The organism is Enterobacter sp. D2, assembly GCF_034427575.1.
Taxonomy (GTDB): Bacteria; Pseudomonadota; Gammaproteobacteria; order Enterobacterales; family Enterobacteriaceae; genus Enterobacter; species Enterobacter cloacae_M.
The window spans coordinates 1,877,383-1,901,559 of sequence record NZ_JAXQPP010000001.1; the positions used below are offsets into that span (position 1 = coordinate 1,877,383).

23 protein-coding genes are annotated in these 24,177 nt (G+C 56.4%); 10 read left to right on the forward strand and 13 right to left on the reverse strand.

The window, feature by feature from the left end:
- Positions 1–12 precede the first annotated feature (12 nt).
- Together edd and zwf are read right to left on the reverse strand one after the other, a co-directional pair.
- Entirely contained in the window at positions 13–1,824 is a 1,812-nt protein-coding gene (edd, locus tag SPG90_RS09040; protein ID WP_126303785.1) for a phosphogluconate dehydratase, read from the reverse strand.
- A 232-nt stretch (positions 1,825–2,056) separates the two neighbouring features.
- On the reverse strand, positions 2,057–3,532 hold the full coding sequence (gene zwf, locus SPG90_RS09045; RefSeq protein ID WP_023312228.1) for a glucose-6-phosphate dehydrogenase: 1,476 nt from the start codon (positions 3,530–3,532) through the stop codon (positions 2,057–2,059).
- A 356-nt stretch (positions 3,533–3,888) separates the two neighbouring features.
- Between zwf and SPG90_RS09050 the strand changes: the two genes are divergently transcribed.
- Together SPG90_RS09050 and pyk are read left to right on the forward strand one after the other, a co-directional pair.
- The gene (locus tag SPG90_RS09050) at positions 3,889–4,758 is read left to right on the forward strand and encodes a MurR/RpiR family transcriptional regulator (protein WP_023312229.1); all 870 of its coding nucleotides are present in this window, start codon (positions 3,889–3,891) and stop codon (positions 4,756–4,758) included.
- Between the two features lie 140 nt (positions 4,759–4,898).
- Complete coding sequence (gene pyk / locus SPG90_RS09055) at positions 4,899–6,341, forward strand: pyruvate kinase (RefSeq protein ID WP_008500455.1); 1,443 nt, start codon at positions 4,899–4,901, stop codon at positions 6,339–6,341.
- A gap of 45 nt (positions 6,342–6,386) precedes the next feature.
- On the opposite strand, the gene lpxM is transcribed toward pyk, so the two are convergent.
- The 3 genes from lpxM to znuA form a co-directional block, all read right to left on the reverse strand.
- Entirely contained in the window at positions 6,387–7,358 is a 972-nt protein-coding gene (gene lpxM / locus SPG90_RS09060) for a lauroyl-Kdo(2)-lipid IV(A) myristoyltransferase (RefSeq protein WP_023312230.1), read from the reverse strand.
- A gap of 121 nt (positions 7,359–7,479) precedes the next feature.
- Positions 7,480–8,799, reverse strand: a complete 1,320-nt coding sequence (gene mepM, locus SPG90_RS09065) for a murein DD-endopeptidase MepM (RefSeq protein ID WP_023312231.1) — start codon at positions 8,797–8,799, stop codon at positions 7,480–7,482.
- A 15-nt stretch (positions 8,800–8,814) separates the two neighbouring features.
- Positions 8,815–9,759 carry a zinc ABC transporter substrate-binding protein ZnuA gene (gene znuA, locus SPG90_RS09070; protein WP_126303855.1) on the reverse strand — a complete coding sequence of 315 codons (945 nt, stop codon included), beginning with the start codon at positions 9,757–9,759 and terminating at the stop codon, positions 8,815–8,817.
- 77 nt (positions 9,760–9,836) lie between these two features.
- Here znuA and znuC point away from each other — a divergent pair, with 77 nt between their 5' ends.
- Together znuC and znuB are read left to right on the forward strand one after the other, a co-directional pair.
- On the forward strand, positions 9,837–10,592 hold the full coding sequence (gene znuC / locus SPG90_RS09075; protein WP_023312233.1) for a zinc ABC transporter ATP-binding protein ZnuC: 756 nt from the start codon (positions 9,837–9,839) through the stop codon (positions 10,590–10,592).
- Positions 10,589–11,374 (forward strand): zinc ABC transporter permease subunit ZnuB, encoded by a 786-nt coding sequence (znuB, locus tag SPG90_RS09080; RefSeq protein WP_045404458.1) that lies wholly within the window; start codon positions 10,589–10,591, stop codon positions 11,372–11,374. Before znuC ends, znuB begins: the two co-directional genes overlap by 4 nt.
- A gap of 57 nt (positions 11,375–11,431) precedes the next feature.
- Here znuB and ruvB read toward each other — a convergent pair whose 3' ends face one another.
- The 6 genes from ruvB to aspS form a co-directional block, all read right to left on the reverse strand.
- Positions 11,432–12,442 carry a Holliday junction branch migration DNA helicase RuvB gene (gene ruvB, locus SPG90_RS09085; RefSeq protein WP_023312235.1) on the reverse strand — a complete coding sequence of 337 codons (1,011 nt, stop codon included), beginning with the start codon at positions 12,440–12,442 and terminating at the stop codon, positions 11,432–11,434.
- An 8-nt stretch (positions 12,443–12,450) separates the two neighbouring features.
- On the reverse strand, positions 12,451–13,065 hold the full coding sequence (gene ruvA / locus SPG90_RS09090) for a Holliday junction branch migration protein RuvA (RefSeq protein ID WP_045355971.1): 615 nt from the start codon (positions 13,063–13,065) through the stop codon (positions 12,451–12,453).
- A gap of 80 nt (positions 13,066–13,145) precedes the next feature.
- On the reverse strand, positions 13,146–13,667 hold the full coding sequence (ruvC, locus tag SPG90_RS09095; protein WP_003859749.1) for a crossover junction endodeoxyribonuclease RuvC: 522 nt from the start codon (positions 13,665–13,667) through the stop codon (positions 13,146–13,148).
- 34 nt (positions 13,668–13,701) lie between these two features.
- Positions 13,702–14,442: a YebC/PmpR family DNA-binding transcriptional regulator gene (locus SPG90_RS09100; RefSeq protein ID WP_008500447.1), complete on the reverse strand. Its 741-nt coding sequence runs from the start codon at positions 14,440–14,442 to the stop codon at positions 13,702–13,704.
- Positions 14,443–14,469: 27 nt separating this feature from the next.
- Positions 14,470–14,913: a dihydroneopterin triphosphate diphosphatase gene (gene nudB, locus SPG90_RS09105; protein ID WP_008500446.1), complete on the reverse strand. Its 444-nt coding sequence runs from the start codon at positions 14,911–14,913 to the stop codon at positions 14,470–14,472.
- Position 14,914: 1 nt separating this feature from the next.
- Complete coding sequence (gene aspS / locus SPG90_RS09110) at positions 14,915–16,687, reverse strand: aspartate--tRNA ligase (RefSeq protein WP_045355970.1); 1,773 nt, start codon at positions 16,685–16,687, stop codon at positions 14,915–14,917.
- A gap of 263 nt (positions 16,688–16,950) precedes the next feature.
- Here aspS and SPG90_RS09115 point away from each other — a divergent pair, with 263 nt between their 5' ends.
- The 5 genes from SPG90_RS09115 to cmoB are packed head-to-tail and all read left to right on the forward strand — an operon-like array spanning position 16,951 to position 20,531.
- Positions 16,951–17,517: a hydrolase gene (locus SPG90_RS09115; protein ID WP_047173221.1), complete on the forward strand. Its 567-nt coding sequence runs from the start codon at positions 16,951–16,953 to the stop codon at positions 17,515–17,517.
- A complete protein-coding gene (locus tag SPG90_RS09120) occupies positions 17,514–18,332 on the forward strand; it encodes a DUF72 domain-containing protein (RefSeq protein ID WP_045404455.1) in 819 nt (272 codons plus the stop codon). Before SPG90_RS09115 ends, SPG90_RS09120 begins: the two co-directional genes overlap by 4 nt.
- A 51-nt stretch (positions 18,333–18,383) precedes the next feature.
- The gene (locus SPG90_RS09125; protein ID WP_021240443.1) at positions 18,384–18,779 is read left to right on the forward strand and encodes an MAPEG family protein; all 396 of its coding nucleotides are present in this window, start codon (positions 18,384–18,386) and stop codon (positions 18,777–18,779) included.
- A 40-nt stretch (positions 18,780–18,819) separates the two neighbouring features.
- Positions 18,820–19,563 carry a carboxy-S-adenosyl-L-methionine synthase CmoA gene (gene cmoA, locus SPG90_RS09130; RefSeq protein WP_045355967.1) on the forward strand — a complete coding sequence of 248 codons (744 nt, stop codon included), beginning with the start codon at positions 18,820–18,822 and terminating at the stop codon, positions 19,561–19,563.
- The gene (cmoB, locus tag SPG90_RS09135) at positions 19,560–20,531 is read left to right on the forward strand and encodes a tRNA 5-methoxyuridine(34)/uridine 5-oxyacetic acid(34) synthase CmoB (RefSeq protein ID WP_045404454.1); all 972 of its coding nucleotides are present in this window, start codon (positions 19,560–19,562) and stop codon (positions 20,529–20,531) included. Before cmoA ends, cmoB begins: the two co-directional genes overlap by 4 nt.
- Positions 20,532–20,792: 261 nt before the next feature.
- Here the strand turns inward: cmoB and cutC are convergent, their stop codons facing one another.
- Together cutC and SPG90_RS09145 are read right to left on the reverse strand one after the other, a co-directional pair.
- A complete protein-coding gene (cutC, locus tag SPG90_RS09140) occupies positions 20,793–21,536 on the reverse strand; it encodes a copper homeostasis protein CutC (protein ID WP_322408086.1) in 744 nt (247 codons plus the stop codon).
- A gap of 78 nt (positions 21,537–21,614) precedes the next feature.
- Entirely contained in the window at positions 21,615–22,175 is a 561-nt protein-coding gene (locus SPG90_RS09145; protein ID WP_045404453.1) for a VOC family protein, read from the reverse strand.
- Positions 22,176–22,414: 239 nt separating this feature from the next.
- Between SPG90_RS09145 and argS the strand changes: the two genes are divergently transcribed.
- The gene (argS, locus tag SPG90_RS09150) at positions 22,415–24,148 is read left to right on the forward strand and encodes an arginine--tRNA ligase (protein ID WP_047173223.1); all 1,734 of its coding nucleotides are present in this window, start codon (positions 22,415–22,417) and stop codon (positions 24,146–24,148) included.
- Positions 24,149–24,177: the final 29 nt, after the last annotated feature.

A 24,177-nucleotide genomic window follows, 5' to 3' on the forward strand; every position in this document is an offset into this window, starting at 1 on the left:
AATCAAGTCGTCTTAAAACGTAATACAGGTTGCGCCCTGCTCCGCACCGGAGAGTTTCTCACGCAGCGCGCTGAACATTTCGCGTCCGGTCCCCACGCGCGATGCGCTCAGGTCAGGAATATGGGGCTGACGTGCCGCCAGCTCGGCGTCATCCACCAGCAGGGTTAACTCGCCCGTCTGGCCGTTCACGCGGATCATGTCACCATCGCGTACTTTCGCCAGTAAACCGCCGTCGTAGGCTTCCGGCGTCACGTGGATGGCTGAAGGCACTTTACCGGATGCCCCGGAGAGGCGTCCATCGGTGACTAGCGCAATTTTGAAACGGTGGTCCAATAATACACCAAGTGGTGGCATAAGTTTATGTAATTCTGGCATCCCGTTAGCTTTAGGCCCCTGGTGACGCACCACCACTACGCAGTCTTTATCAAGCAGACCGGCGTCAAAGGCGGGTAATACGTCGTGCTGGCTTTCAAACACCACCGCCGGCGCTTCGATAACCTGGTTCTCTTCCGGTACGGCAGAGGTCTTCATTACCGCACGACCGAGGTTGCCGCTCAGCACTTTGGTGCCGCCATGAGGAGAGAACGGTTTGTCGATCGTGGCAATCACCTGCGCATCAAGGGAAGCGCTCGCCCCTTCACGCCAGTCCAGCTCGCCGTTGTTCAGCCACGGCTCCTGGGTGTAGCGCTGAAGGCCAAAGCCAGCCACGGTATTTACGTCTTCATGCAGCAGTCCGCCTTTCAGCAGCTCCCGCATCAGCAGCGGTACGCCGCCTGCAGCCTGGAAGTGGTTAATATCCGCCGGACCGTTCGGGTACAGACGCGCCATCAGCGGCACTACAGAAGAGATCTCGGAGAAGTCATCCCAGTTAATCAGAATGCCCGCCGCACGCGCCATGGCCACCAGATGCATGGTGTGGTTAGTTGAGCCACCGGTTGCCAGCAGCGCGACAATCCCGTTAACAATGACTTTTTCGTCAACCATTTTACCCATCGGCATCCATTCGTTGCCGTTGCCGGTCAGACGCGTGACCTGACGGGCCGCGGCCTCGGTCAGCGCCTTGCGCAGCGGTGCATCTGGCTGGATGAAGGACGAGCCCGGAAGCTGCATCCCCATAAACTCAACGACCATCTGGTTAGTGTTAGCCGTACCGTAGAACGTACAGGTCCCCGGCGCATGGTAAGACGCAGCTTCCGCCTCCAGCAGCGCCTGACGGTCTGCTTTCCCTTCCGCGTACAGCTGGCGAATACGCACTTTTTCTTTGTTCGGCAGACCGCTCGCCATTGGGCCGGACGGGACGAAGATCGCAGGCAGATGCCCAAACGACAGCGCCGCCATCACCAGGCCCGGGACAATCTTGTCGCACACGCCGAGGTACAGCGCGCCATCAAACATATTGTGTGACAAGCCCACCGCGGCAGACATCGCAATCACTTCGCGGCTCAGCAGGGACAGCTCCATACCGTCCTGCCCCTGCGTCACGCCGTCACACATGGCAGGCACGCCGCCCGCCACCTGGCCCACCGCATTCACGCTGTGCAGCGCGTTACGGATGATAGTGGGATAGACCTCATACGGCTGGTGGGCGGAAAGCATATCGTTATAGGAGGTAATGATGGCGATATTGTTACGCAACATGCTTTTCAGCGACGCTTTATCATCAGGCTGGCAGGCGGCGAAGCCGTGCGCCAGGTTCCCGCAGGCCAGCTGAGATCGGTGGACGGTGCTGCTCTTTGCCTGTTCAATCCGGGCGAGGTAGGCCGAACGGGTCTCTTTCGAGCGCTCGATAATGCGCTGTGTTACGCGTAACAATGTCGGATTCATAAAAGCTCCTCTAAATTATCTGTCCGGCTCGGGAGTTTACAAAGTCGCTGGCAGTTGTTAACAACGCTGAAACGCTTGCTGTCCGGAGCTCAGGGGCAAAATCACTTCCGGCAGTGTAATAAAAAAAGCTCCGCGGGTGAATCCACGCGGAGCTTAAAAGTTGAAAATTGTGCCACTAGCTGTGTTAGATCATGTTACCGGTAAAATAACACTTTCGAGCTAGAGGATTATCTTACTCAAACTCGTTCCAGGAGCGGCCATCGCGGGTGATCATCGCCACCGACGCGACAGGTCCCCATGTACCAGCCTGGTACGGTTTTGGCGCATCCTGATCGGCAGCCCAGGCTTCGGTGATGGAGTCGACCCATTTCCACGCCTCTTCCACTTCGTCGCGACGCACGAACAGCGCCTGGATACCGCGCATGGTTTCCAGCAGCAGACGCTCGTAAGCATCGGCCAGGTGCGTCTGGTTGAAGGTTTCGGAGTAGCTCAGATCCAGCTTGGTGGTCTGCAGGTTGTGTTTATGATCCAGCCCCGGCACTTTGTTCAGGATCTGGATATCCACCCCTTCGTCCGGCTGCAGACGAATGGTCAACTTGTTCTGCGGCAGTTCCTGCCAGGACTCTTTGAACAGGTTCAGTTCCGGGTTTTTGAAGTACACAACCACTTCGGAACATTTAGCCGGCAGACGTTTACCGGTGCGCAGGTAGAACGGAACGCCCGCCCAGCGCCAGTCGTCGATATCCACGCGGATCGCCACGAACGTCTCGGTGTTGCTGGACTTGTTCGCGCCCTCTTCTTCCAGGTAGCCCGGCACTTTTTTGCCTTGCGCAAACCCGGCGGTGTACTGACCGCGGACGGTCTTCTCACGCACGTTGGAGCGGTCGATGCGGCGCAGTGACTTCAGCACTTTCACTTTTGCGTCACGGATGCTGTCAGCCGTCAGGTCAGACGGTGGAGACATGGCAATCATGCACAGAATTTGCAGCAGGTGGTTCTGGATCATGTCGCGCATCTGGCCGGCCTGGTCAAAGTAACCCCAGCGACCTTCAATCCCCACCTCTTCCGCTACGGTGATTTCCACGTGGTCGATAGTGCGGTTGTCCCAGTTATTCACAAACAGGGAGTTAGCGAAACGCAGCGCCAGCAGGTTCAGAACCGTCTCTTTACCGAGATAGTGGTCAATGCGGTAGACCTGGCACTCTTCAAAGAACTCGCCCACCTGGTCGTTGATTTCACGCGAGGTTGCCAGCGACGTACCCAGCGGCTTCTCCATCACGACGCGCGCCGGTTTGGCGTTCAGTTTGGCTTCGCCCAGACCTTTGCAGATGGCGCCGAAGGTGCTTGGCGGCATGGCGAAATAGTTAATGGTGACACGGTTTTTCTGATCCAGCATCGCGCCTAAGCGGGTAAACGCGCTGACGTCGTTGACGTCCAGGTTGCAGAAATCGAGGCGTCCACTCAGGGTATCCCACAAACTTTCATCAATTTTTTCTTTCATGAAAGTTTCGAGCGCCTCGCGGACGACTTTGGTGTAAGCGTCCTTGTCCCAGTCAGCGCGCCCGACACCCAGGATACGGGTATCCGGATGAATTTGGCCCGCTTTCTCCAGTTGATACAGGGAAGGCAGCAATTTTCGGCGTGCAAGGTCGCCTTTCGCGCCGAAAATGACCAGGTCACATGCCTGGGCTGTTTGCGTTACCGCCATGTCATTCTCCTCAGTTGGATCACCTGGTACTTCTGCCAGGTATCGTTGTAATTTTATTACAATGCACTGTACTGCTTTTACGTCATTCCCGAAACCATTAGCGCTTATCGTCGCGTGCGATACCGCGATTTTTCACCATCTGGGTGATTACGACGGCGTAATGACGCAACAACCGCCGTTTCTTTGCGCAACAGGGTCACAGCAAAACCCGACACCGATCAAGTAATGAAAAAAAACAACAACATTATCTTGTCGATTGTTACCCTTAATGGAAGCCACAGGGGTAATATCGGCTAAATCGAATCACGATTTCATCAATTTATGAAATCGTTTACACCCATGAGCATCCTGTTAACATGAACATGCTGGAAAAAATCCAGTTTCAACTGGAACACCTTAGCAAATCCGAGCGAAAAGTGGCCGAGGTCATTCTCGCCTCTCCCGCTCAGGCGATTCATTCAAGCATCGCCGCTCTGGCACAGGAAGCGGGTGTTAGCGAACCCACGGTAAATCGCTTTTGCCGTAGCCTGGAAACGCGCGGCTTTCCTGATTTTAAACTGCATCTGGCACAAAGTCTGGCTAACGGCACCCCATATGTTAATCGTAATGTGGATGAAGACGACAGCGTTGATGCCTATACCGCGAAAATTTTTGAATCGGCCATGGCTTCGCTTGACCACGTGCGCCAGTCTCTGGACATGAGTTCCGTGAATCGCGCGGTGGATTTGCTCACCCAGGCCAAGCGGATTGCGTTCTTTGGTCTCGGGTCGTCGGCAGCCGTGGCGCATGACGCCATGAACAAATTTTTCCGCTTTAACGTCCCGGTTATTTATTCCGATGACATTGTGCTGCAACGCATGAGCTGTATGAATTGCAGTGAAGATGACGTCGTGGTACTGATTTCGCACACCGGTCGCACCAAGAGTCAGGTAGAGCTGGCACAGCTGGCCCGTGAAAACGATGCCATGGTGATTGCCCTCACCACGGCAGGCACGCCGCTGGCGCGTGAGGCGACGCTGGCGATCACCCTCGACGTGCCGGAAGACACCGACATTTATATGCCGATGGTTTCCCGACTGGCGCAGCTTACCGTGATTGACGTGCTGGCAACCGGTTTTACCTTACGTCGGGGCGCAAAATTCCGGGATAACTTGAAGCGGGTCAAGGAAGCGCTGAAGGAATCGCGTTTTGATAAAGAATTGCTTATAAAGAGCGATGTTCCCTGATAGTTGATAACGAAGACGTAACCAATAATTACGATGTAACGATTTACGGCATTCGGTCCACTCTCCGCTGCCTTGCAGCAGATGAAGGCCGATTCAATGTTCACGCAACACCAAAGTTGTTTCAGTCAACGGAGTATTACATGTCCAGAAGGCTTCGCAGAACCAAGATCGTAACCACCTTAGGCCCGGCCACCGATCGCGATAATAATCTTGAGAAAATTATCGCTGCCGGCGCCAACGTGGTGCGTATGAACTTCTCTCACGGTACGCCAGAAGACCATAAGTTACGTGCCGATAAAGTGCGTGAAATCGCAGCCAAACTGGGCCGCCACGTTGCTATCCTCGGCGATTTGCAGGGTCCAAAAATCCGCGTATCGACCTTTAAAGAGGGTAAAGTTTTCCTCAATATCGGCGACAAATTCCTGCTGGATGCCAACCTGGGCAAAGGCGAAGGCGATAAAGAGAAAGTCGGTATCGACTATAAAGGCCTGCCGGCTGACGTTGTGCCAGGCGATATCCTGCTGCTCGACGACGGTCGCGTACAGCTGAAGGTGCTGGAAGTTCAGGGCATGAAAGTGTTCACCGAAGTCACCGTCGGCGGCCCGCTCTCCAACAATAAAGGCATCAACAAACTGGGCGGTGGCCTCTCTGCAGAAGCGCTTACCGACAAAGACAAAGCGGACATCGTCACTGCCGCGCTGATCGGCGTTGACTACCTGGCGGTCTCCTTCCCGCGCTGCGGCGAAGATCTGAACTATGCGCGTCGCCTGGCTCGTGATGCAGGCTGCGATGCTAAAATCGTCGCGAAAGTTGAACGCGCGGAAGCCGTTTGCGATCAGGATGCCATGGACGATGTGATCCTCGCATCCGACGTGGTGATGGTTGCGCGTGGAGACCTGGGCGTGGAAATTGGCGACCCTGAGCTGGTAGGGATCCAGAAAGCGCTGATTCGTCGCGCACGTCAGCTGAACCGCGCGGTGATCACCGCCACTCAGATGATGGAATCGATGATCACCAACCCAATGCCAACCCGTGCAGAAGTTATGGACGTGGCTAACGCCGTGCTGGACGGTACCGATGCGGTGATGCTCTCAGCGGAAACCGCTGCAGGCCAGTATCCGGCAGAAACCGTGGCCGCCATGGCGCGCGTCTGCCTGGGCGCTGAAAAGATCCCAAGCATTAACGTTTCTAAACACCGTCTGGACGTGCAGTTCGACAACGTGGAAGAAGCGATTGCGATGTCTGCGATGTACGCGGCAAACCACCTTAAAGGCGTTACCGCGATCATCACCATGACCGAATCTGGCCGCACCGCGCTGATGACCTCTCGTATCAGCTCTGGTCTGCCGATCTTCGCCATGTCCCGTCACGAACGTACGCTGAACCTGACCGCGCTGTACCGCGGCGTGACGCCGGTTCACTTCGACAGCACCAACGACGGCGTAGCTGCGGCGCACGATGCCGTGAACCTGCTGCGCGACAAAGGCTATCTGGTATCCGGTGATATCGTCATTGTGACCCAGGGCGACGTGATGAGCACCATCGGCTCAACCAACACCACGCGCGTTATGACCGTCGAGTAATAACGTCTGTGTTAAAAAGCCCTCTCCAGATGGAGAGGGCTTTTTTTATTTCCTCGGATAAAGCTCTTTACGTTTATAGGGCTCTGTTTCACCCGGTTTCCGCGTTTTAAGCAGCTTCAGTATCCACGTATACTGTTCGGCATGCGGCCCCACCAGTATCTCCACCTCTTCGTTCATTCGACGCGCGATCGTGTGGTCGTCTGCGGTCAGCAAATCATCCATCGGCGGACGAACTTCAATACTCAAGCGATGCGTTTTCCCGTCATAGACCGGGAACAGCGGGATCACGCGGGCACGGCAGACTTTCATCAGGCGGCCAATCGCGGGGAGCGTCGCTTTATAGGTCGCAAAGAAATCGACAAACTCGCTGTGCTCGGGGCCGTGGTCCTGATCCGGCAGATAATAGCCCCAGTAGCCCTGACGTACCGACTGAATGAAGGGCTTAATGCCATCGTTACGCGCATGCAAACGTCCGCCAAAACGACGGCGCACCGTATTCCAGACAAAATCGTAGATTTTATTTCCCTGGTTATGGAACATCGCCGCCATTTTCTGGCCCTGAGACGCCATCAGCATAGCCGGAATATCAACACCCCAGCCGTGGGGGACAAGGAAAATGACTTTCTCGTCGTTGCGGCGCATCTCCTCGATGATGTCCAGCCCTTTCCAGTCAACGCGATCGACGATTTTATCCGGCCCTTTCAGCGCCAGTTCAGCCATCATCGCCATTGCCTGCGGGGCGGTGGTATACATCTCATCAATGATTGCCTCGCGCTCGGCGTCGCTTTTCTCAGGAAAACAGTAGTAAAGGTTGATCTGCGCGCGGCGGCGGGCGCTCTTGCCTAAACGCCCGGCCAGACGGCCAATTTTACCGAGAACGGGATCGCGAACAGAGGCAGGCAGCATCGCCATCCCCGCAAAGGCGTAAACACCAAGCCAGGCGCCCCAGTTGCGCGGATGGCGGAAGGATTTTTCAAACTCAGGAATGTATTCAATATTGTTTTTTTTGGTTTCCATGCTGGATCCAGGGTCTGATGACGCAAAATTTTATTCAGATAGTGTAGCGAGGCAGTCGTCCACGCACAAAAGAAAAAGCCGGCGTCAGTGTGCGCCGGCTTTTTTAACAAAAACAGAGGGCTTAGTTTAAGCTCAGCTGCGGCATCACCTCTTTCACCTGCGCCAGATAATCAGTACGATCTTTACCGGTCAGGCCTTCGGTACGCGGCAGTTTCGCCGTCAGCGGGTTCACGGCCTGTTGGTTGATCCACACTTCATAGTGCAGGTGCGGGCCGGTAGAGCGTCCGGTATTGCCGGAGATCGCGATACGGTCACCACGCTTCACCTTCTGGCCCGGTTTGACCAGCAGCTTACGCAGGTGCATGTAGCGGGTCGTATAAGTGCGGCCATGACGTACCGCGACATAATATCCGGCGGCACCGCTACGCTTGGCCACCACCACTTCACCATCTCCAACCGCCAGTACCGGCGTGCCCTGCGGCATGGCAAAGTCAACGCCACGGTGCGGCGCGACGCGCCCGGTTACCGGGTTCAGACGACGCGGGTTAAAGTTAGAGGAGACGCGGAACTGTTTTGCCGTCGGGAAGCGCAGGAAGCCTTTTGCAAGGCCCGTACCGGTACGGTCATAGAACTTGCCGTCTTCGGCACGAATCGCGTAGTAATCTTTGCCCTCGGAGCGCAGACGTACGCCCAGCAGCTGGCTTTGCTCGCGCTTGCCGTCCAGCATTTCGCGGGACATCAGGACGGAGAACTCATCGCCCTTCTTCAGCTTGCGGAAATCCATCTGCCACTGCATGGCTTTGATCACCGAGCTGATTTCAGCGCTGGTCAGGCCTGCATCGCGCGCGCTGGAGACAAAGCTCGCGCCCACGGTGCCTTTCAGAACGCTGTTAACCCAGTCACCCTTCTGCATTTCGCTGGTCATCTTGAAACCGTTTGCAGTGCGATCGTAGGTGCGGGTTTCGCGGCGGGACATTTCCCAGGTCAGACGCTGGAGATCGCCATCCGCCGTTAAAGTCCAGGAGAGCTGCTGTCCGATTTTCAGGTTGCGAAGATCTTTATCCGCAGCCGCCAGCTGGCTGATATTGCCCATGTCGATGCCGTACTGGTTCAGCACGCTGCTCAGCGTATCCCCGGTAGAGACAACATATTCGTGGATACCCGCCTCGTTCTCGGTTTTATCGTCCAGCTCATCCTGCGGGATAGCTTCATCTTCCTGAGCCGCCTGGTCGATAGGCTCACTGGCTTCAGGCAGCAAAGAACGGATTTCGCTCTTTTCAAGCTCAATGGTTTTAATGATAGGGGCAGAACTCGGGTGGTAAACATAGGGCCGCCAGACGGCGACCGCTAAGGTGAGAACTGTAAGCGACCCCAGCATAACGCGGTGGGGTCGTGGCAGATTGTTAAATGCCAGGGCGACAGAGCGGGCTATCTGTTGCACGTATTCACTTCCTCGTTAATCTCCTTTCAGGCAGCTAGCATACTGGTTCGCCAGTTGGCTGAGGAACTGCGAATAGCTCGCTTTGCTCAACTGGATATTCGTACCTAGCGGGTCAAGGGTTCCCATGCGCACGGATGTTCCCCTGGCCACGGCTTCTACGACCGCTGGCCTGAACTGTGGCTCAGCAAAAACGCATGTCGCTTTTTGCTCAACCAACTGTGTTCTGATTTCATGTAAACGCTGCGCACCAGGCTGAATTTCAGGGTTGACGGTGAAGTGGCCCAGTGGGGTCAAACCGTAGTGTTTTTCGTAATAGCCGTAGGCGTCATGAAAAACGAAATACCCTTTACCTTTCAACGGTGCGAGCTCATTACCAACCTGCTTATCGGTTGCGGCTAATTGTGCCTCAAAATCCTTCAGGTTGGCGTCTAGTTTGGCTCGACTTTGCGGCATAAGTTCCACTAATTTGTCATGGATTGCAACCGCTGAAAGCCGCGCTATCTCTGGGGATAACCAAAGATGCATGTTGTACTCGCCGTGATGGTGATCTCCATCACCTTTTTCGCCGTCTGCGGCATGATGGTCGTGTTCGTCATCGTCGTCATCCGCCCCTTTCATGAGCAACGGTTTCACGCCGGAGAGTTCGGCAATCGCGACCTGTTTTTCGCCAGCAACCTGTTTTGCTGACTTTTGCATAAACGCTTCCATTTCAGGACCAATCCAGACAACTAAGTCCGCGTTTTGTAAGCGTTTTACATCCGACGGGCGCAGGGAATAGTCATGCTCGGATGCACCATCAGGGAGCAGAACCTGGGTTTCAGTTACCCCGTCTGCAATGGCGGACGCGATGAAACCGAGTGGTTTAAGCGAAGCGACAACCGCAGCGTTAACATCTTGTGCGGTTGTACCCCAAAGGGCAGCGGATAATGCTGCGAAAAGAAGCGTATTTTTATGTAACATAATGCGACTAATCATCGTAGTGAATGCGTGGAATGTGATATTATAACATTCGTTGACTTCTTCAAGCTTAAAATGACATGACGACATTGGTTTCTCTTGAAAATATCTCGGTCTCATTCGGCCAGCGCCGCGTCCTCTCTGACGTGTCGCTCGATCTGAAGCCCGGCAAAATTCTGACGCTGCTCGGTCCCAATGGCGCAGGCAAATCCACCCTGGTGCGCGTGGTGCTGGGTCTGGTCGCACCCGATGAAGGCGTGATTAAGCGCGAGGAAAAATTGCGTATTGGCTATGTGCCGCAAAAACTTCACCTCGACGCCACGCTGCCGCTGACGGTCAGCCGTTTCCTGCGTCTGCGCCCCGGCACCCGTAAAGCCGATATTCTCCCGGCGCTGAAACGCGTGCAGGCGGGCCATCTTGTCGATGCGCCGCTGCAAAAACTGTCCGGCGGTGAAACTCAGCGTGTTTTACTTGCCCGCGCGCTGCTGAGCAGCCCGCAGCTGCTGGTACTGGATGAGCCAACTCAGGGTGTGGATGTGAATGGGCAGGTTGCGCTTTATGATTTGATCGACCAGCTACGTCGGGAGCTTGATTGCGCCGTGCTGATGGTGTCTCACGATCTCCATCTGGTGATGGCAAAAACCGACGAAGTGCTGTGCCTCAACCACCATATCTGCTGCTCCGGTACGCCTGAAGTGGTGTCAATGCATCCGGAGTTTATCTCCATGTTCGGCCCCCGCGGCGCTGAACAGCTGGGTATTTACCGTCATCATCATAATCATCGCCATGATTTGCAGGGACGAATCGTACTGCGTCGGGGAAATGGACACTCATGATTGAACTGTTACTGCCCGGCTGGCTGGCCGGGATTATGCTTGCCTGCGCCGCGGGTCCACTCGGCTCGTTTGTTGTCTGGCGCAGAATGTCCTATTTTGGCGATACCCTGGCGCACGCGTCTCTGCTGGGCGTTGCCTTTGGTCTGCTGCTGGATGTCAACCCCTTCTACGCGGTGATTGTGGTCACGCTGCTGCTGGCCGCCGGTCTGGTCTGGCTGGAAAAGCGCCCTCACCTCGCCATTGATACGCTGCTTGGCATTATGGCGCACAGTGCCCTGTCTCTGGGCCTTGTGGTGGTCAGCCTGATGTCGAACATCCGCGTGGATCTGATGGCCTACCTCTTCGGCGACCTGCTGGCCGTGACGCCGGAAGATCTCATCGCTATCGCCGTTGGCGTGGTGGTGGTGCTCGCTATTCTGCTCTGGCAGTGGCGGAATTTACTGGCCATGACCGTCAGTCCTGATCTGGCATTTGTCGACGGCGTGAAGCTGCAGCGCGTAAAACTGCTGCTGATGCTGGTGACGGCATTAACGATTGGTGTCGCAATGAAGTTTGTCGGCGCGCTGATTATTACGTCGCTGTTGATCATCCCTGCCGCCACGGCGCGTCGCTTTGCCCGTACGCCGGAGCAGATGGCCGGCGTAGCCGTGATTATCGGAATGATTGCGGTAACGGGTGGGTTAACCTTCTCGGCGTTCTATGACACGCCTGCGGGGCCGTCAGTGGTGCTGAGTGCGGCGGTGCTGTTTATCTTAAGTATGATGAAAAAGACCGCGAATTAACATGGAGGGCGCAGAAGCCCTCACCGGCCCTCTCCCTCGGGGAGAGGGAACACAACATTACGGCATTGCCGGTGGCGTAATGCCGAAATGATTCCACGCCCGCACCGTTGCCATACGTCCACGCGGGGTACGCTGCAGGAAGCCCTGCTGGATCAGATACGGCTCCAGCACATCTTCAATCGTCTCACGCTCTTCCCCAATAGCCGCAGCCAGGTTATCCAGCCCGACCGGGCCGCCAAAGAACTTATCCAGTACCGCCAGCAGCAGTTTACGGTCCATATAGTCAAAGCCTTCGGCATCGACGTTCAGCATATCCAGCGCCTGAGCGGCGATCTCCGCGGAAATCGAGCCATCGTGCTTCACCTCGGCAAAGTCACGCACGCGACGCAGCAGACGGTTGGCGATACGCGGCGTACCGCGGGAACGCTTCGCCACTTCAAACGCGCCCTCTTCGCTCATTTCGAGCCCCATATAGCGGGCGCTACGGCCAACGATGTGCTGGAGATCCGCCACCTGGTAAAACTCAAGACGCTGCACGATGCCGAAACGGTCGCGCAGCGGAGAGGTCAACGACCCGGCGCGGGTGGTGGCGCCAATCAGGGTAAACGGCGGCAGATCGATTTTGATGGAGCGCGCGGCCGGGCCTTCACCGATCATGATATCCAGCTGGTAATCTTCCATCGCCGGATAGAGCACTTCCTCCACCACCGGCGACAGGCGGTGGATCTCATCGATAAACAGCACGTCATGCGGTTCGAGGTTGGTCAGCATCGCGGCGAGATCGCCCGCCTTCTCCAGCACGGGGCCGGAGGTGGTGCGCAGGTTGACGCCCATTTCATTGGCAACGATATTCGCCAGCGTGGTTTTGCCTAAACCGGGAGGGCCAAAAATGAGCAGGTGATCGAGCGCATCGCCGCGCAGCTTTGCCGCCTGGATGAAAATCTCCATCTGGGAACGAACCTGCGGCTGGCCGATATACTCATCAAGCAGCTTAGGGCGAATCGCGCGATCCACCACGTCATCTGCCTGAATAGTGCCTGCCGACACCAGGCGGTCTGCTTCAATCATCCTTTACCTCACAATGCAGCGCGCAGCGCTTCACGAATCAGGGTTTCACTGCTGGCGTCCGGTTTGGCAATTTTGCTCACCATACGGCTGGCCTCCTGAGGTTTATAGCCCAGCGCCACCAGCGCGGCAACCGCTTCCTGCTCGGCGTCATCATCCGTCGCAGGGCCGCCAGGTGAGGTCAGTACCAAATCGGCAGCCGGAGTGAACAGATCGCCATGCAGACCTTTAAAGCGGTCTTTCATTTCGACAATCAGGCGCTCGGCGGTTTTCTTACCAATGCCCGGGAGCTTAATCAGCGCCGCAGGATCTTCACGCTCAACGGCATTCACGAACTGTGGTGCCGACATGCCGGACAAAATCGCCAGCGCCAGCTTCGGCCCAACGCCGTTGGTTTTAATCAGCTCGCGGAACAGGATCCGTTCCTGCTTGTTATTGAAGCCGTACAGCAGCTGGGCATCTTCACGCACCACAAACTGGGTAAAGACAATCGCCTCTTTGCCCGCGTCCGGCAGCTCGTAGAAGCAGGTCATCGGCATATGGACTTCATAGCCCACGCCACCCACTTCCAGCAGCACTAACGGGGGTTGTTTTTCAATGATGATGCCTCTGAGTCTGCCTATCACATGACGCTCCTGCGTTCTGGGAGAATTTAACTGTCGACATAATAAAAAAAGGCTGGATGTTTATCCAGCCTGATTTCTGATTATCGTAACCTGCCTCGCGCCAGATTGAGCCGCGACTCGCTCATTTGCATCGCATTCTGGCTGACGTGACAGTGGGTAATCGCAATCGCCAGCGCATCCGCGGCGTCGGCCTGCGGGTTCGCGGGAAGCTTCAGCAAGGTACGCACCATATGCTGTACCTGGCTTTTCTCCGCGCTCCCAATCCCCACCACCGTCTGCTTAACCTGACGTGCCGCGTATTCGAATACCGGCAAATCCTGGTTCACGGCAGCGACGATGGCGACCCCGCGCGCCTGACCGAGCTTTAGCGCCGAATCGGCGTTTTTCGCCATAAAGACCTGCTCGATGGCGAAGTAGTCCGGCTGAAACTGGGTGATGATCTCCGACACGCCCGCATAAATGAGCTTCAGGCGCGAAGGAAGATCGTCCACTTTGGTGCGAATACAGCCGCTGCCCAGGTAGGTTAGCTGGCGTCCCACCTGACGGATAACGCCATAACCGGTGACGCGTGAGCCTGGGTCAATCCCGAGAATAATCGACATCACGCGTCTCCCGTAAAGGGTTTACAGGCTCTCATCAGAGAGTCGCTGCAACCTCATCAGAGATTTCACCGTTGTGGTACACTTCCTGCACGTCGTCGCAGTCTTCGAGCATGTCGATCAGACGCAGCAGTTTTGGTGCCGTTTCCGCATCCATGTCCGCTTTGGTGGACGGGATCATGGACACTTCAGCGTTGTCCGCTTTCAGGCCAGCCGCTTCCAGCGCGTCGCGCACGGCACCCATCTCTTCCCACGCGGTATAAACGTCGATAGCGCCGTCATCGAAGGTCACTACGTCTTCCGCACCGGCTTCCAGCGCCGCTTCCATGATCGCATCTTCGTCGCCTTTCTCGAAGGAGATGACGCCTTTTTTGCTGAACAGGTAAGCCACGGAACCGTCAGTGCCCAGGTTGCCACCGGTTTTGGTGAACGCGTGGCGCACTTCCGCAACGGTACGGTTACGGTTGTCGGACAGGCACTCAACCATCACCGCCGTACCGCCAGGACCGTAACCTTCATAAATGATGGTTTCCATGTTCGCGTCTTCATCACCGCCCACGCCACGTGCGATAGCACGGTTCAGGGTGTCACGCGTCATGTTGTTAGACAGCGCTTTATCCACCGCCGCGCGCAGACGCGGGTTAGAAGCCGGGTCGCCGCCGCCCAGACGCGCTGCTGTCACCAGCTCGCGAATGATTTTGGTAAAGATCTTACCGCGCTTGGCATCCTGTGCCGCTTTGCGGTGTTTGGTGTTGGCCCACTTACTATGACCTGCCATAAAAAGTTCTCCAAAAATCGCGCCTTCTCAGGCTGCGTTAATTACAAATTCTTCAATCGCCTGCCGGTTGCTCCACGACTTGGTCAGTGCGGCGGCATCCGCCGCATTCACCCAGCGGTAGGTCAGGTGTTCGGTAAACACGATCTCCCGTTCATGGGGGAGCGCGAGACAGAACCACGACTCCGTATTGCGCTCGGTACCCGGCGCGTAGCGATGACGTAAATGGCTAAAAATTTCGAACTCCACCGTGCGCTGACAGTCCTTCAGGGTCAGTTGCTCGCGGGCAACGTCGATGGCGACCTCTTCCTTTACTTCACGCGCGGCGGCCTGCGGCGCGGTCTCCCCCTCTTCCAGACTGCCGGTAACCGACTGCCAGAATTCAGGGTCATCGCGCCGCTGCAACATCAGCACCCGCTTCGTGTCTTCTGCATAAATGACCACCAGGACCGAAACGGGGAGCTTATATGTCATATCAGTTTTTCTCTTCCTTCTTCACCACATCAATGCCCAGTTCGGCCAGTGCGGCCGGGTTGGCAAAGCTTGGCGCTTCGGTCATCAGACACGCTGCGGCAGTGGTTTTCGGGAAGGCGATAACATCACGGATGTTATCGGTGCCGGTCAGCAGCATGGTCAGACGGTCAAGACCGAAGGCCAGACCCGCGTGCGGCGGCGTACCGTATTTCAGGGCGTCCAGCAGGAAGCCAAACTTCTCGCGCTGCTCCTGCTCGTTGATGCCCAGAATGCCGAACACGGTCTGCTGCATTTCACCGCTGTGAATACGCACGGAACCGCCGCCCACTTCATAGCCGTTGATAACCATGTCATAAGCGTTCGCGACCGCCTCTTCCGGTGCCGCTTTCAGCTCTGCCGCCGTCATCTCTTTTGGCGAGGTGAACGGATGGTGCATTGCGGTCAGGCCGCCTTCACCGTCGTCTTCAAACATTGGGAAGTCGATAACCCACAGCGGCGCCCATTTGTTTTCGTCGGTCAGGCTCAGGTCTTTGCCGAGCTTCAGACGCAGCGCGCCCATCGCATCCGCCACGACTTTCTTGTTGTCTGCGCCGAAGAAGATCATGTCGCCGTCCTGCGCGCCGGTGCGCTCAAGGATCGCTTCCACGATGTCCGCGTTCAGGAATTTCGCTACCGGGCTGGTGATGCCTTCCAGACCTTTCGCACGCTCGGTCACTTTAATATAGGCCAGACCTTTCGCGCCGTAGATCTTGATGAAGTTGCCGTAGTCGTCGATCTGCTTGCGGCTCAGGGCAGCACCACCCGGTACACGCAGCGCTGCTACGCGGCCTTTAGGATCGTTAGCCGGGCCAGCGAATACGGCAAACTCAACGCCTTTCACCAGGTCTGCTACGTCCACCAGCTCCATCGGGTTACGCAGGTCTGGTTTGTCAGAGCCGTAACGACGCTCGGCTTCAGCGAAGGTCATGATAGGGAAATCGCCCAGCTCAACGCCTTTCACGTCGTTCCACAGGCTACGCACCAGAGCTTCCATCACTTCACGCACCTGCTCGGCGGTCATGAAGGAGGTTTCCACATCGATCTGGGTAAATTCTGGTTGGCGGTCAGCGCGCAGGTCTTCGTCGCGGAAGCATTTAACAATCTGATAGTAGCGATCGAAGCCGGACATCATCAGCAGCTGTTTGAACAGCTGTGGAGACTGCGGCAGCGCGTAGAATTTGCCTTTATGAACGCGGGATGGAACCAGGTAATCGCGTGCGCCTTCCGGCGTGGCTTTGGTCAGCATCGGGGTTTCGATGTCGAGGAAACCGTGGTCATCCATAAAGCGGCGCACCAGGCTGGTGATTTTCGCACGGGTTTTCAGGCGCTGAGCCATTTCCGGACGACGCAGATCCAGGTAGCGGTATTTCAGACGCGCTTCTTCAGTGTTGACGTGGTTGGAGTCCAGCGGCAGCGCTTCTGCACGGTTGATGATCACCAGATCGGACGCCAGCACTTCGATGGCACCCGTCGCCATGTCGGCGTTGACATTTTTCTCGTCACGCGCGCGCACTGTGCCGGTAACCTGAATGCAGAACTCATTACGCAGCTCAGAGGCCAGCTTCAACGCATCTGCGCGATCCGGATCGAAGAACACCTGAACGATACCTTCGCGGTCGCGCATATCGATGAAGATAAGGCTACCAAGATCACGACGACGATTGACCCAACCACACAGGGTTACCTGCTGTCCAACGTGGGACTGACGCAGCTGCCCGCAATATTCTGTACGCATGAGATATCCCTTAATTAGCCGCAGGCTAAATGTCGCCTGGTATGCAGGCTACTATGTCGCAGCTTTCTGTATGTCACAACTGGATGAAAAAAGGCGGCTATTATACTGGAAATTCCGCCGGACGATAAGAGCGAACCACGGCCAGGCGGTCGTTTGCTGCACTCTTATTGCGCATTCTCACAAAAATTAACAAAATTATCCGACCAGGAACAGGCCATGACGTCGTATGGTGTCTGGAAGTGATTCATTTAACGGGAGTAACGATGTTAACACTTGATGCCAGTAAAACCGCACTTGTTGTGATTGATTTACAGGAAGGCATTCTGCCCTTCGCCGGTGGCCCGCATACTGCGGATGATGTGGTCAACCGCGCTGCTCGCCTGGCGGAAACATGTCGTGCCAGCGGTGCGCCTGTTGTCATGGTGCGAGTCGGCTGGTCCGCTGATTACGCCGAAGCGTTAAAACAGCCCGTTGATGCCCAGGCTCCTGCACGCGCCCTGCCGGAAAACTGGTGGACGTACCCGGCCGCACTCGGCAAACGCGACAGCGATATTGAAGTGACCAAACGCCAGTGGGGCGCTTTTTACGGTACCGATCTCGAGCTGCAGCTCCGCCGTCGCGGCATCGACACCATCATCCTGTGCGGCATTTCCACCAACATCGGCGTGGAGTCTACCGCCCGCAACGCGTGGGAGCTGGGCTTTAATCTGGTGATCGCCGAAGATGCCTGCAGCGCGGCCTCCGAGGAACAGCACCAGGGCAGCATGACCCATATCTTCCCGCGCATCGGCCGCGTGCGCAGCACGGATGAGATTGTCAGCGCGCTATGATGTACGTGGGCCTGCCCCAGTGGTCGCACCCGAAATGGGTGCGCCTTGGCATCACCAGCCTTGAGGAGTATGCCCGGCACTTCAACTGTGTCGAGGGTAACACCACCCTGTATGCGCTCCCCAAAGCCGAGATTGTTGCGCGCTGGCGGGAACAAACCACCGACGACTTCCGCTTCTGCTTTAAGTTTCCGTCCACCATTTCCCACCAGGCCGCGCTGCGCAACTGCGGTGATTTGACCGAAGAGTTTTTTACGCGCATGTCGCCGCTCGCGAACCGCATCGGTCAGTACTGGATCCAGCTACCCGCCACGTTTGGCCCGCGCGATTTGCCTGCGCTCTGGCAGTTCCTGGATGCCCTGCCCCGCGAATTCACCTACGGCGTTGAAGTCAGGCATCCTGAATTTTTTGCGAAGGGCGAAGCAGAAAAAGCGCTCAATCGCGGCCTGCTTGAGCGTTCCGTTAACCGGGTGATCCTCGATAGCCGACCGGTGCACAGCGCTGTCCCCCATAGCGAAGCCATCGTTGAAGCTCAGCGTAAAAAACCGAAAGTGCCGGTCCACGCCATCGTGACCGCGCATAACCCAATGGTCAGATTTATCGGCAGCGACAACATGCAGCAAAACCAGGCGATGTTCGCCGTCTGGCTGGAAAAACTGGCCTCGTGGGAACACGCCACCACACCGTATCTCTTTTTGCACACGCCGGATATTGCCCAGGCCCCCGAACTGGTCGATGCTCTTTGGCAGGCCTTGCAGGCTGCGGTGCCGTCCGTGGGCAGCGCCCCTTCCATCCCACAACAATCTTCTCTTTTCTGATATCACCCCCTATCATAGTGAAGTGCCATCTGCCAAAAACAGGGAGTTTGTATGGTCAGCGCGCTGTATGCGGTGTTAGGTGCATTACTGCTGATTAAGTTTTCATTTGATGTTGTGCGCCTCAGAACGCTGTACCGCGTCTCTTACGGTGACGGCGGATTTTCCGAGCTACAAAGTGCTATCCGCATTCATGGCAACGCGGTCGAATACATCCCCGCAGCCTTAATCCTGCTGCTGTTTATGGAGATGAATGGCGCAGAAACCTGGATGGTGCACATCTGTGGCCTGCTTCTTATTGCTGGCCGCCTGATGCACTATTACGGTTTTCACCACCGCTTAATCCGCTGGCGTCGTTCCGGCATGAGTGCGACCTGGTGTTCGCTTTTGCTGATGGTGCTGGCTAACCTGTGGTATATGCCGTGGGAGTTGGTTTTCTCCCTCCATTAGCGCACAATACGCCACTTTATTTTTCCCGGATTTTTACGTTATGTCAGATCGCGACACGCTTTTTTCCGCGCCTATCGCCAGCCTGGGCGACTGGACCTTCGATGAACGGGTAGCCGAAGTCTTCCCGGATATGATCCAGCGCTCTGTTCCCGGTTATTCCAATATTATCTCAATGATCGGCATGCTGGCTGAGCGCTTCGTTCAACCCGGCACGCAGGTCTATGACCTGGGCTGCTCGCTCGGCGCGGCAACGCTGTCGGTTCGTCGTAACGTTCACCACGAAGGCTGCCGAATCATTGCCGTCGATAACTCCCCGGCGATGGTTGAGCGCTGCCGTCGCCACATTGACGCGTATAAAGCCCCTGTTCCCGTAGACGTGGTGGAAGGCGATATCCGCGATATTGAGATCGATAACGCGTCGATGGTGGTGCTGAATTTCACCCTGCAGTTCCTGGTGCCTGAAGACCGTCAGCTGCTGCTGGACAAAATTTATCAGGGGCTGAATCCCGGCGGCGCTCTGGTGCTCTCGGAGAAATTCAGCTTCGAAGATGCCGAGGTTGGCGAACTGCTGTTCAATATGCACCACGATTTCAAACGGGCGAACGGCTACAGCGAGCTGGAGATCAGCCAGAAGCGCAGCATGCTCGAAAACGTGATGCTGACGGATTCCGTAGAAACCCACAAAGCGCGCCTGCGCAAAGCCGGATTTGAGCACAGCGAACTGTGGTTCCAGTGCTTTAACTTCGGCTCTCTGGTGGCGTTGAAAGCGGGAGAATCCGCATGATCGAATTCAGCAACTTCTATCAGCTGATTGCCAAAAACCAGCTCTCCCACTGGCTGGAAACCTTGCCCGCGCAGATTGCCGCCTGGCAGCGCGATCAGCAGCACGGCCTGTTAAAGCAGTGGTCAAATGCGGTGGAGTTTCTGCCCGAACTGACCCCGCATCGTCTGGATCTTCTGCACAGCGTAACCGCCGAGAGCGAAGAGCCGCTTCCGGCCGGACAGATCAACCGCATCGAAACGCTGATGCGTAACCTGATGCCGTGGCGCAAAGGGCCGTTTTCACTTTACGGCGTGAACATCAATACCGAATGGCGCTCGGACTGGAAATGGGATCGCGTTCTGCCTCACCTTTCCGACCTGACCGGACGTACCATACTGGACGTGGGCTGCGGCAGCGGTTACCACATGTGGCGCATGATTGGCGCGGGCGCGCATCTGGCGGTCGGTATTGACCCGATGCAGCTGTTCCTGTGCCAGTTTGAAGCGGTGCGCAAGCTGCTGGGTAACGACCAGCGCGCGCACCTGCTGCCGCTGGGCATTGAACAACTCCCTGCCCTGAAAGCCTTTGATACCGTCTTCTCCATGGGCGTACTGTACCACCGTCGTTCCCCGCTTGAACACCTGTGGCAATTGAAGGATCAGCTGGTCAGCGGCGGCGAGCTGGTGCTGGAAACGCTGGTAATTGAAGGCGATGAACATGACGTTCTTGTGCCGGGCGATCGCTACGCACAGATGCGCAACGTTTACTTCATCCCTTCCGCGCTGGCGCTGAAGAACTGGCTGGAGAAGTGCGGGTTTGTGGATGTGCGGATTGCCGACGTCAGCGTGACCTCGCTCGAGGAACAGCGCCGCACCGACTGGATGATCACCGAATCGCTGGAGCAGTTCCTCGACCCGGCCGACCACAGCAAAACCATCGAAGGCTATCCGGCTCCGATGCGTGCGGTGTTGATTGCGACCAAGCCGTAGCCTTTTAGCCGGGTGGCGGCTACGCCTTAACGGCCTACTCGTAGCACGTTTTCTTCGAAATAGTTCAGGTTGCAGCAAGGCGGCTACGCAGCGAATCCCCGGGAGCTTACATCAGTAAGTGACCGGGGTGAGCGAGGCGGCCAACGCAGCTGCGGCTTGAAGCATGAAAGACAAAAAAAGGCCCCTGTTGAAATTGCAGGGGCCTGGTACAAGCAAGCATCATATTGGGCGACATGATGCGCGGTAAAAATCGGTACGTTGCTACACGTGATGGCGCTCAATCAGCGACTTCATTTCCGCAACCGACTCTCCCTCTACGCCATAGCGTGAATACTCATCCGCTTCAGCATCCGTCGACATTGACAATCCTGTATTGCGATAACGCATGGGCGAAGGTATCCATTTACCCGCGGAGCTGTGCAGCTCTTCTACCCCTGCGTTTAAAAACCGTTCCAGATTGCTGGCGCGGACTCCCGCACCCGCCATTATTATTGGAACACCGGAATGTGCTTTTAGTTCCGTAATTAATTGCAGTCCTTTTTCAGCTGACGCCTGCTGACCCGATGTGAGGATGCGCGCCACGCCAAGTTCTCCAAGCGTTTCAAAGGCCTGAAGCGGATCTTTACACATATCAAATGCGCGATGAAAAGTGACGGCCAGCCCCTGCGCGGCGCTCATAATCTGACGCATGCGCGGTATATCGATATTGCCGTCTTCATCCAGCAGGCCGGTCACCAGCCCTGGAAACCCGAGGTCCCGAACGAGCGCGATATCATCAAGCATGGCACTGAACTCGCCCGCCGTGTAACAAAAATCACCGCCGCGCGGACGAATAATCGGGTGAACGGGAATGGTGACGGCCTGACGGGCAGACTTCAACACGCCGTAAAACGGCGTCAGCCCGCCCTCTTTGGGTGCCGCGCACAGTTCAATGCGGTCAGCCCCGTGCTTTTGCGCGGTCACGGCACACTCCACGCTGTAACAACAAATCTCCAGCAGCGCCATTTAATCCTCCTGAAATTCCACTAAACGAAATATCATGACACGCCGTCCGTTTTCAGTCCCGGCGTGAACTCACATCTCTTACGCTTCGCTGGCAACGATCTGCTCAATGGTCCACGGATGAAACTTCACCGTGACCTGTCCGTCAGTGACGGCCAGCGTCGGGTTAGGTAACCGCTCGCGCTCGCCTTTGGGTGAACTCGTCTTCACAAAAATTCCCGGTTTGCTTAAGCCTTCGTCGGAAAGGAGGGCCAGCGCGCGCGCGTTCAACGTTTCCGGCTCACCCGGCAGGACAATTTCGATATGCTCCCAGCCTTCGTGCGGATAGCGTTTCTCGCCCGGCCACGGCAGTTCAACCACGGTGAATTGCCAGTGCGCCACGTTCACCGGTTCATGCAGTTTGAACAGGCAAATGGGACGGCCATTGATGATGTTCTCGGAGAGCAACTCGCCGCACCGTTCGAACCCGCGACGCCAGCGCTCCGCCGTGGCATTCTGATGACAGCGCAAAGAGATGTGATCGGCCTCAAGCGGCGCGATATCCAGACCGAGACGGGTGGCAAGATCTGTGAACGCCTGGGTGAAGCGCGGTAAATCTGCGGAAATATCATGCAGTTCGTCAATGGATTGCCAGTTCGCCATAAGTCACTCTCTTTTCATGTCGCAAAGCCGCTAATTTACTCTGTTGCCCTGTTTTGACCAACCGCAGAATCTGGCTTTTTGCGACTGCATGATTATGCACACCTTCACCGCCTGGATTCTGAGCAATCTTCAGGCCCCGCAATGCTGACGCCAGAGGGCATTTGCAGTATACTCCCGCCCTAAATTCTTTAACTGGCGCGGGCGGTTGTAAGCCCGCATCAAAAACGTAAGGTATCCAGGTGAATATTCAGGCTCTTCTCTCCGAAAAAGTCAGTCAGGCACTGATTGCCGCAGGCGCGCCTGCGGATTGCGAACCGCAGGTTCGTCAGTCAGCAAAAGTACAGTTTGGCGACTATCAGGCTAATGGCGTGATGGCAGTGGCTAAAAAACTGGGCATGCCGCCGCGACAGCTCGCTGAGCAGGTACTGACGCATCTGGATCTTTCCGGCATTGCCAGCAAAACCGAAATCGCCGGTCCGGGCTTTATCAACATCTTCCTTGAGCCTGCATTCCTGGCAAGCCACGTTGACGCGGCGCTGAAATCTGACCGTCTGGGCGTTTCCCAGCCGGAGGCGCAGACCGTCGTGATCGACTACTCTGCCCCGAACGTGGCGAAAGAGATGCACGTTGGCCACCTGCGCTCCACCATCATCGGTGATGCCGCAGTGCGCACGCTCGAGTTCCTCGGTCACAAGGTGATCCGCGCGAACCACGTGGGCGACTGGGGTACCCAGTTCGGCATGCTGATTGCTTACCTGGAAAAACAGCAGCAGGAAAACGCCGGTGAAATGGCGCTGGCGGATCTGGAAGGGTTCTACCGCGAAGCCAAAAAGCACTACGACGAAGACGAAGCTTTTGCCGAGCGCGCGCGCAGCTACGTGGTAAAACTGCAGGGCGGCGACCAATACTTCCTCGAGATGTGGCGCAAGCTGGTCGACATCACCATGTCTCAGAACCAGCTGACCTATAACCGTCTGAACGTCACCCTGACCCGTGACGACGTGATGGGCGAAAGTCTCTACAACCCAATGCTGCCCGGCATTGTGGCTGACCTGAAAGCGAAAAACCTGGCGGTAGAGAGCGAAGGCGCAACGGTGGTGTTCCTTGACGAGTATAAAAACAAGGAAGGCGAACCGATGGGCGTGATCATCCAGAAAAAGGATGGCGGCTACCTCTACACCACTACCGATATCGCCTGTGCGAAATACCGTTACGAGACGCTGCATGCTGACCGCGTGCTGTACTACATCGACTCCCGTCAGCACCAGCACCTGATGCAGGCGTGGACCATCGTGCGTAAAGCCGGTTACGTGCCGGATTGCGTGCCGCTGGAACACCACATGTTCGGCATGATGCTGGGCAAAGACGGCAAGCCGTTCAAAACCCGTGCGGGCGGAACCGTGAAGCTGTCCGACCTGCTGGACGAAGCGCTGGAGCGCGCCCGCCGTCTGGTGGCCGAGAAGAACCCGGACATGCCTGCCGACGAGCTGGAAAAACTGGCCAACGCCGTGGGTATCGGTGCGGTGAAATACGCGGATCTCTCCAAGAACCGTACCACCGACTATATCTTCGACTGGGATAACATGCTGGCGTTTGAAGGCAACACGGCGCCTTACATGCAGTACGCCTACACCCGCGTGCTCTCGGTGTTCCGTAAGGCGAACATTGATGAATACGTACTGGCGAATGCAACAGTGACCATCACGGAAGATCGTGAAGCACAGCTGGCGGCGCGCCTGCTGCAGTTTGAAGAGACGCTGACGGTTGTCGCGCGTGACGGCACGCCGCACGTAATGTGTGCTTACCTGTACGATCTGGCGGGTCTGTTCTCCGGCTTCTACGAACACTGCCCTATTCTGTCTGCGGAAAACGAATCGGTCCGCAACAGCCGCCTGAAGCTGGCGCAGCTCACGGCGAAGACCCTGAAGCTGGGTCTGGATACCCTGGGTATCGAAACCGTAGAACGCATGTAATACAAAAAACCCGGCAAGCGCCGGGTTTT

Bases quoted from the DNA above. Each gene is read 5' to 3' on its own strand.
- edd (WP_126303785.1), bottom strand. From the start codon at position 1,824: ATGAATCCGACATTGTTACGCGTAACACAGCGCATTATCGAGCGCTCG.
- ruvB (WP_023312235.1), bottom strand. From the start codon at position 12,442: ATGATTGAAGCAGACCGCCTGGTGTCGGCAGGCACTATTCAGGCAGAT.
- SPG90_RS09050 (WP_023312229.1), top strand. From the start codon at position 3,889: ATGAACATGCTGGAAAAAATCCAGTTTCAACTGGAACACCTTAGCAAA.
- zwf (WP_023312228.1), bottom strand. From the start codon at position 3,532: ATGGCGGTAACGCAAACAGCCCAGGCATGTGACCTGGTCATTTTCGGC.
- SPG90_RS09145 (WP_045404453.1), bottom strand. From the start codon at position 22,175: ATGGCGAACTGGCAATCCATTGACGAACTGCATGATATTTCCGCAGAT.
- nudB (WP_008500446.1), bottom strand. From the start codon at position 14,913: ATGACATATAAGCTCCCCGTTTCGGTCCTGGTGGTCATTTATGCAGAA.
- SPG90_RS09115 (WP_047173221.1), top strand. From the start codon at position 16,951: ATGTTAACACTTGATGCCAGTAAAACCGCACTTGTTGTGATTGATTTA.
- cmoA (WP_045355967.1), top strand. From the start codon at position 18,820: ATGTCAGATCGCGACACGCTTTTTTCCGCGCCTATCGCCAGCCTGGGC.
- znuA (WP_126303855.1), bottom strand. From the start codon at position 9,759: ATGTTACATAAAAATACGCTTCTTTTCGCAGCATTATCCGCTGCCCTT.
- znuC (WP_023312233.1), top strand. From the start codon at position 9,837: ATGACGACATTGGTTTCTCTTGAAAATATCTCGGTCTCATTCGGCCAG.
- SPG90_RS09100 (WP_008500447.1), bottom strand. From the start codon at position 14,442: ATGGCAGGTCATAGTAAGTGGGCCAACACCAAACACCGCAAAGCGGCA.
- pyk (WP_008500455.1), top strand. From the start codon at position 4,899: ATGTCCAGAAGGCTTCGCAGAACCAAGATCGTAACCACCTTAGGCCCG.
- ruvC (WP_003859749.1), bottom strand. From the start codon at position 13,667: ATGTCGATTATTCTCGGGATTGACCCAGGCTCACGCGTCACCGGTTAT.
- cutC (WP_322408086.1), bottom strand. From the start codon at position 21,536: ATGGCGCTGCTGGAGATTTGTTGTTACAGCGTGGAGTGTGCCGTGACC.
- SPG90_RS09125 (WP_021240443.1), top strand. From the start codon at position 18,384: ATGGTCAGCGCGCTGTATGCGGTGTTAGGTGCATTACTGCTGATTAAG.
- aspS (WP_045355970.1), bottom strand. From the start codon at position 16,687: ATGCGTACAGAATATTGCGGGCAGCTGCGTCAGTCCCACGTTGGACAG.
- cmoB (WP_045404454.1), top strand. From the start codon at position 19,560: ATGATCGAATTCAGCAACTTCTATCAGCTGATTGCCAAAAACCAGCTC.
- SPG90_RS09120 (WP_045404455.1), top strand. From the start codon at position 17,514: ATGATGTACGTGGGCCTGCCCCAGTGGTCGCACCCGAAATGGGTGCGC.
- lpxM (WP_023312230.1), bottom strand. From the start codon at position 7,358: ATGGAAACCAAAAAAAACAATATTGAATACATTCCTGAGTTTGAAAAA.
- znuB (WP_045404458.1), top strand. From the start codon at position 10,589: ATGATTGAACTGTTACTGCCCGGCTGGCTGGCCGGGATTATGCTTGCC.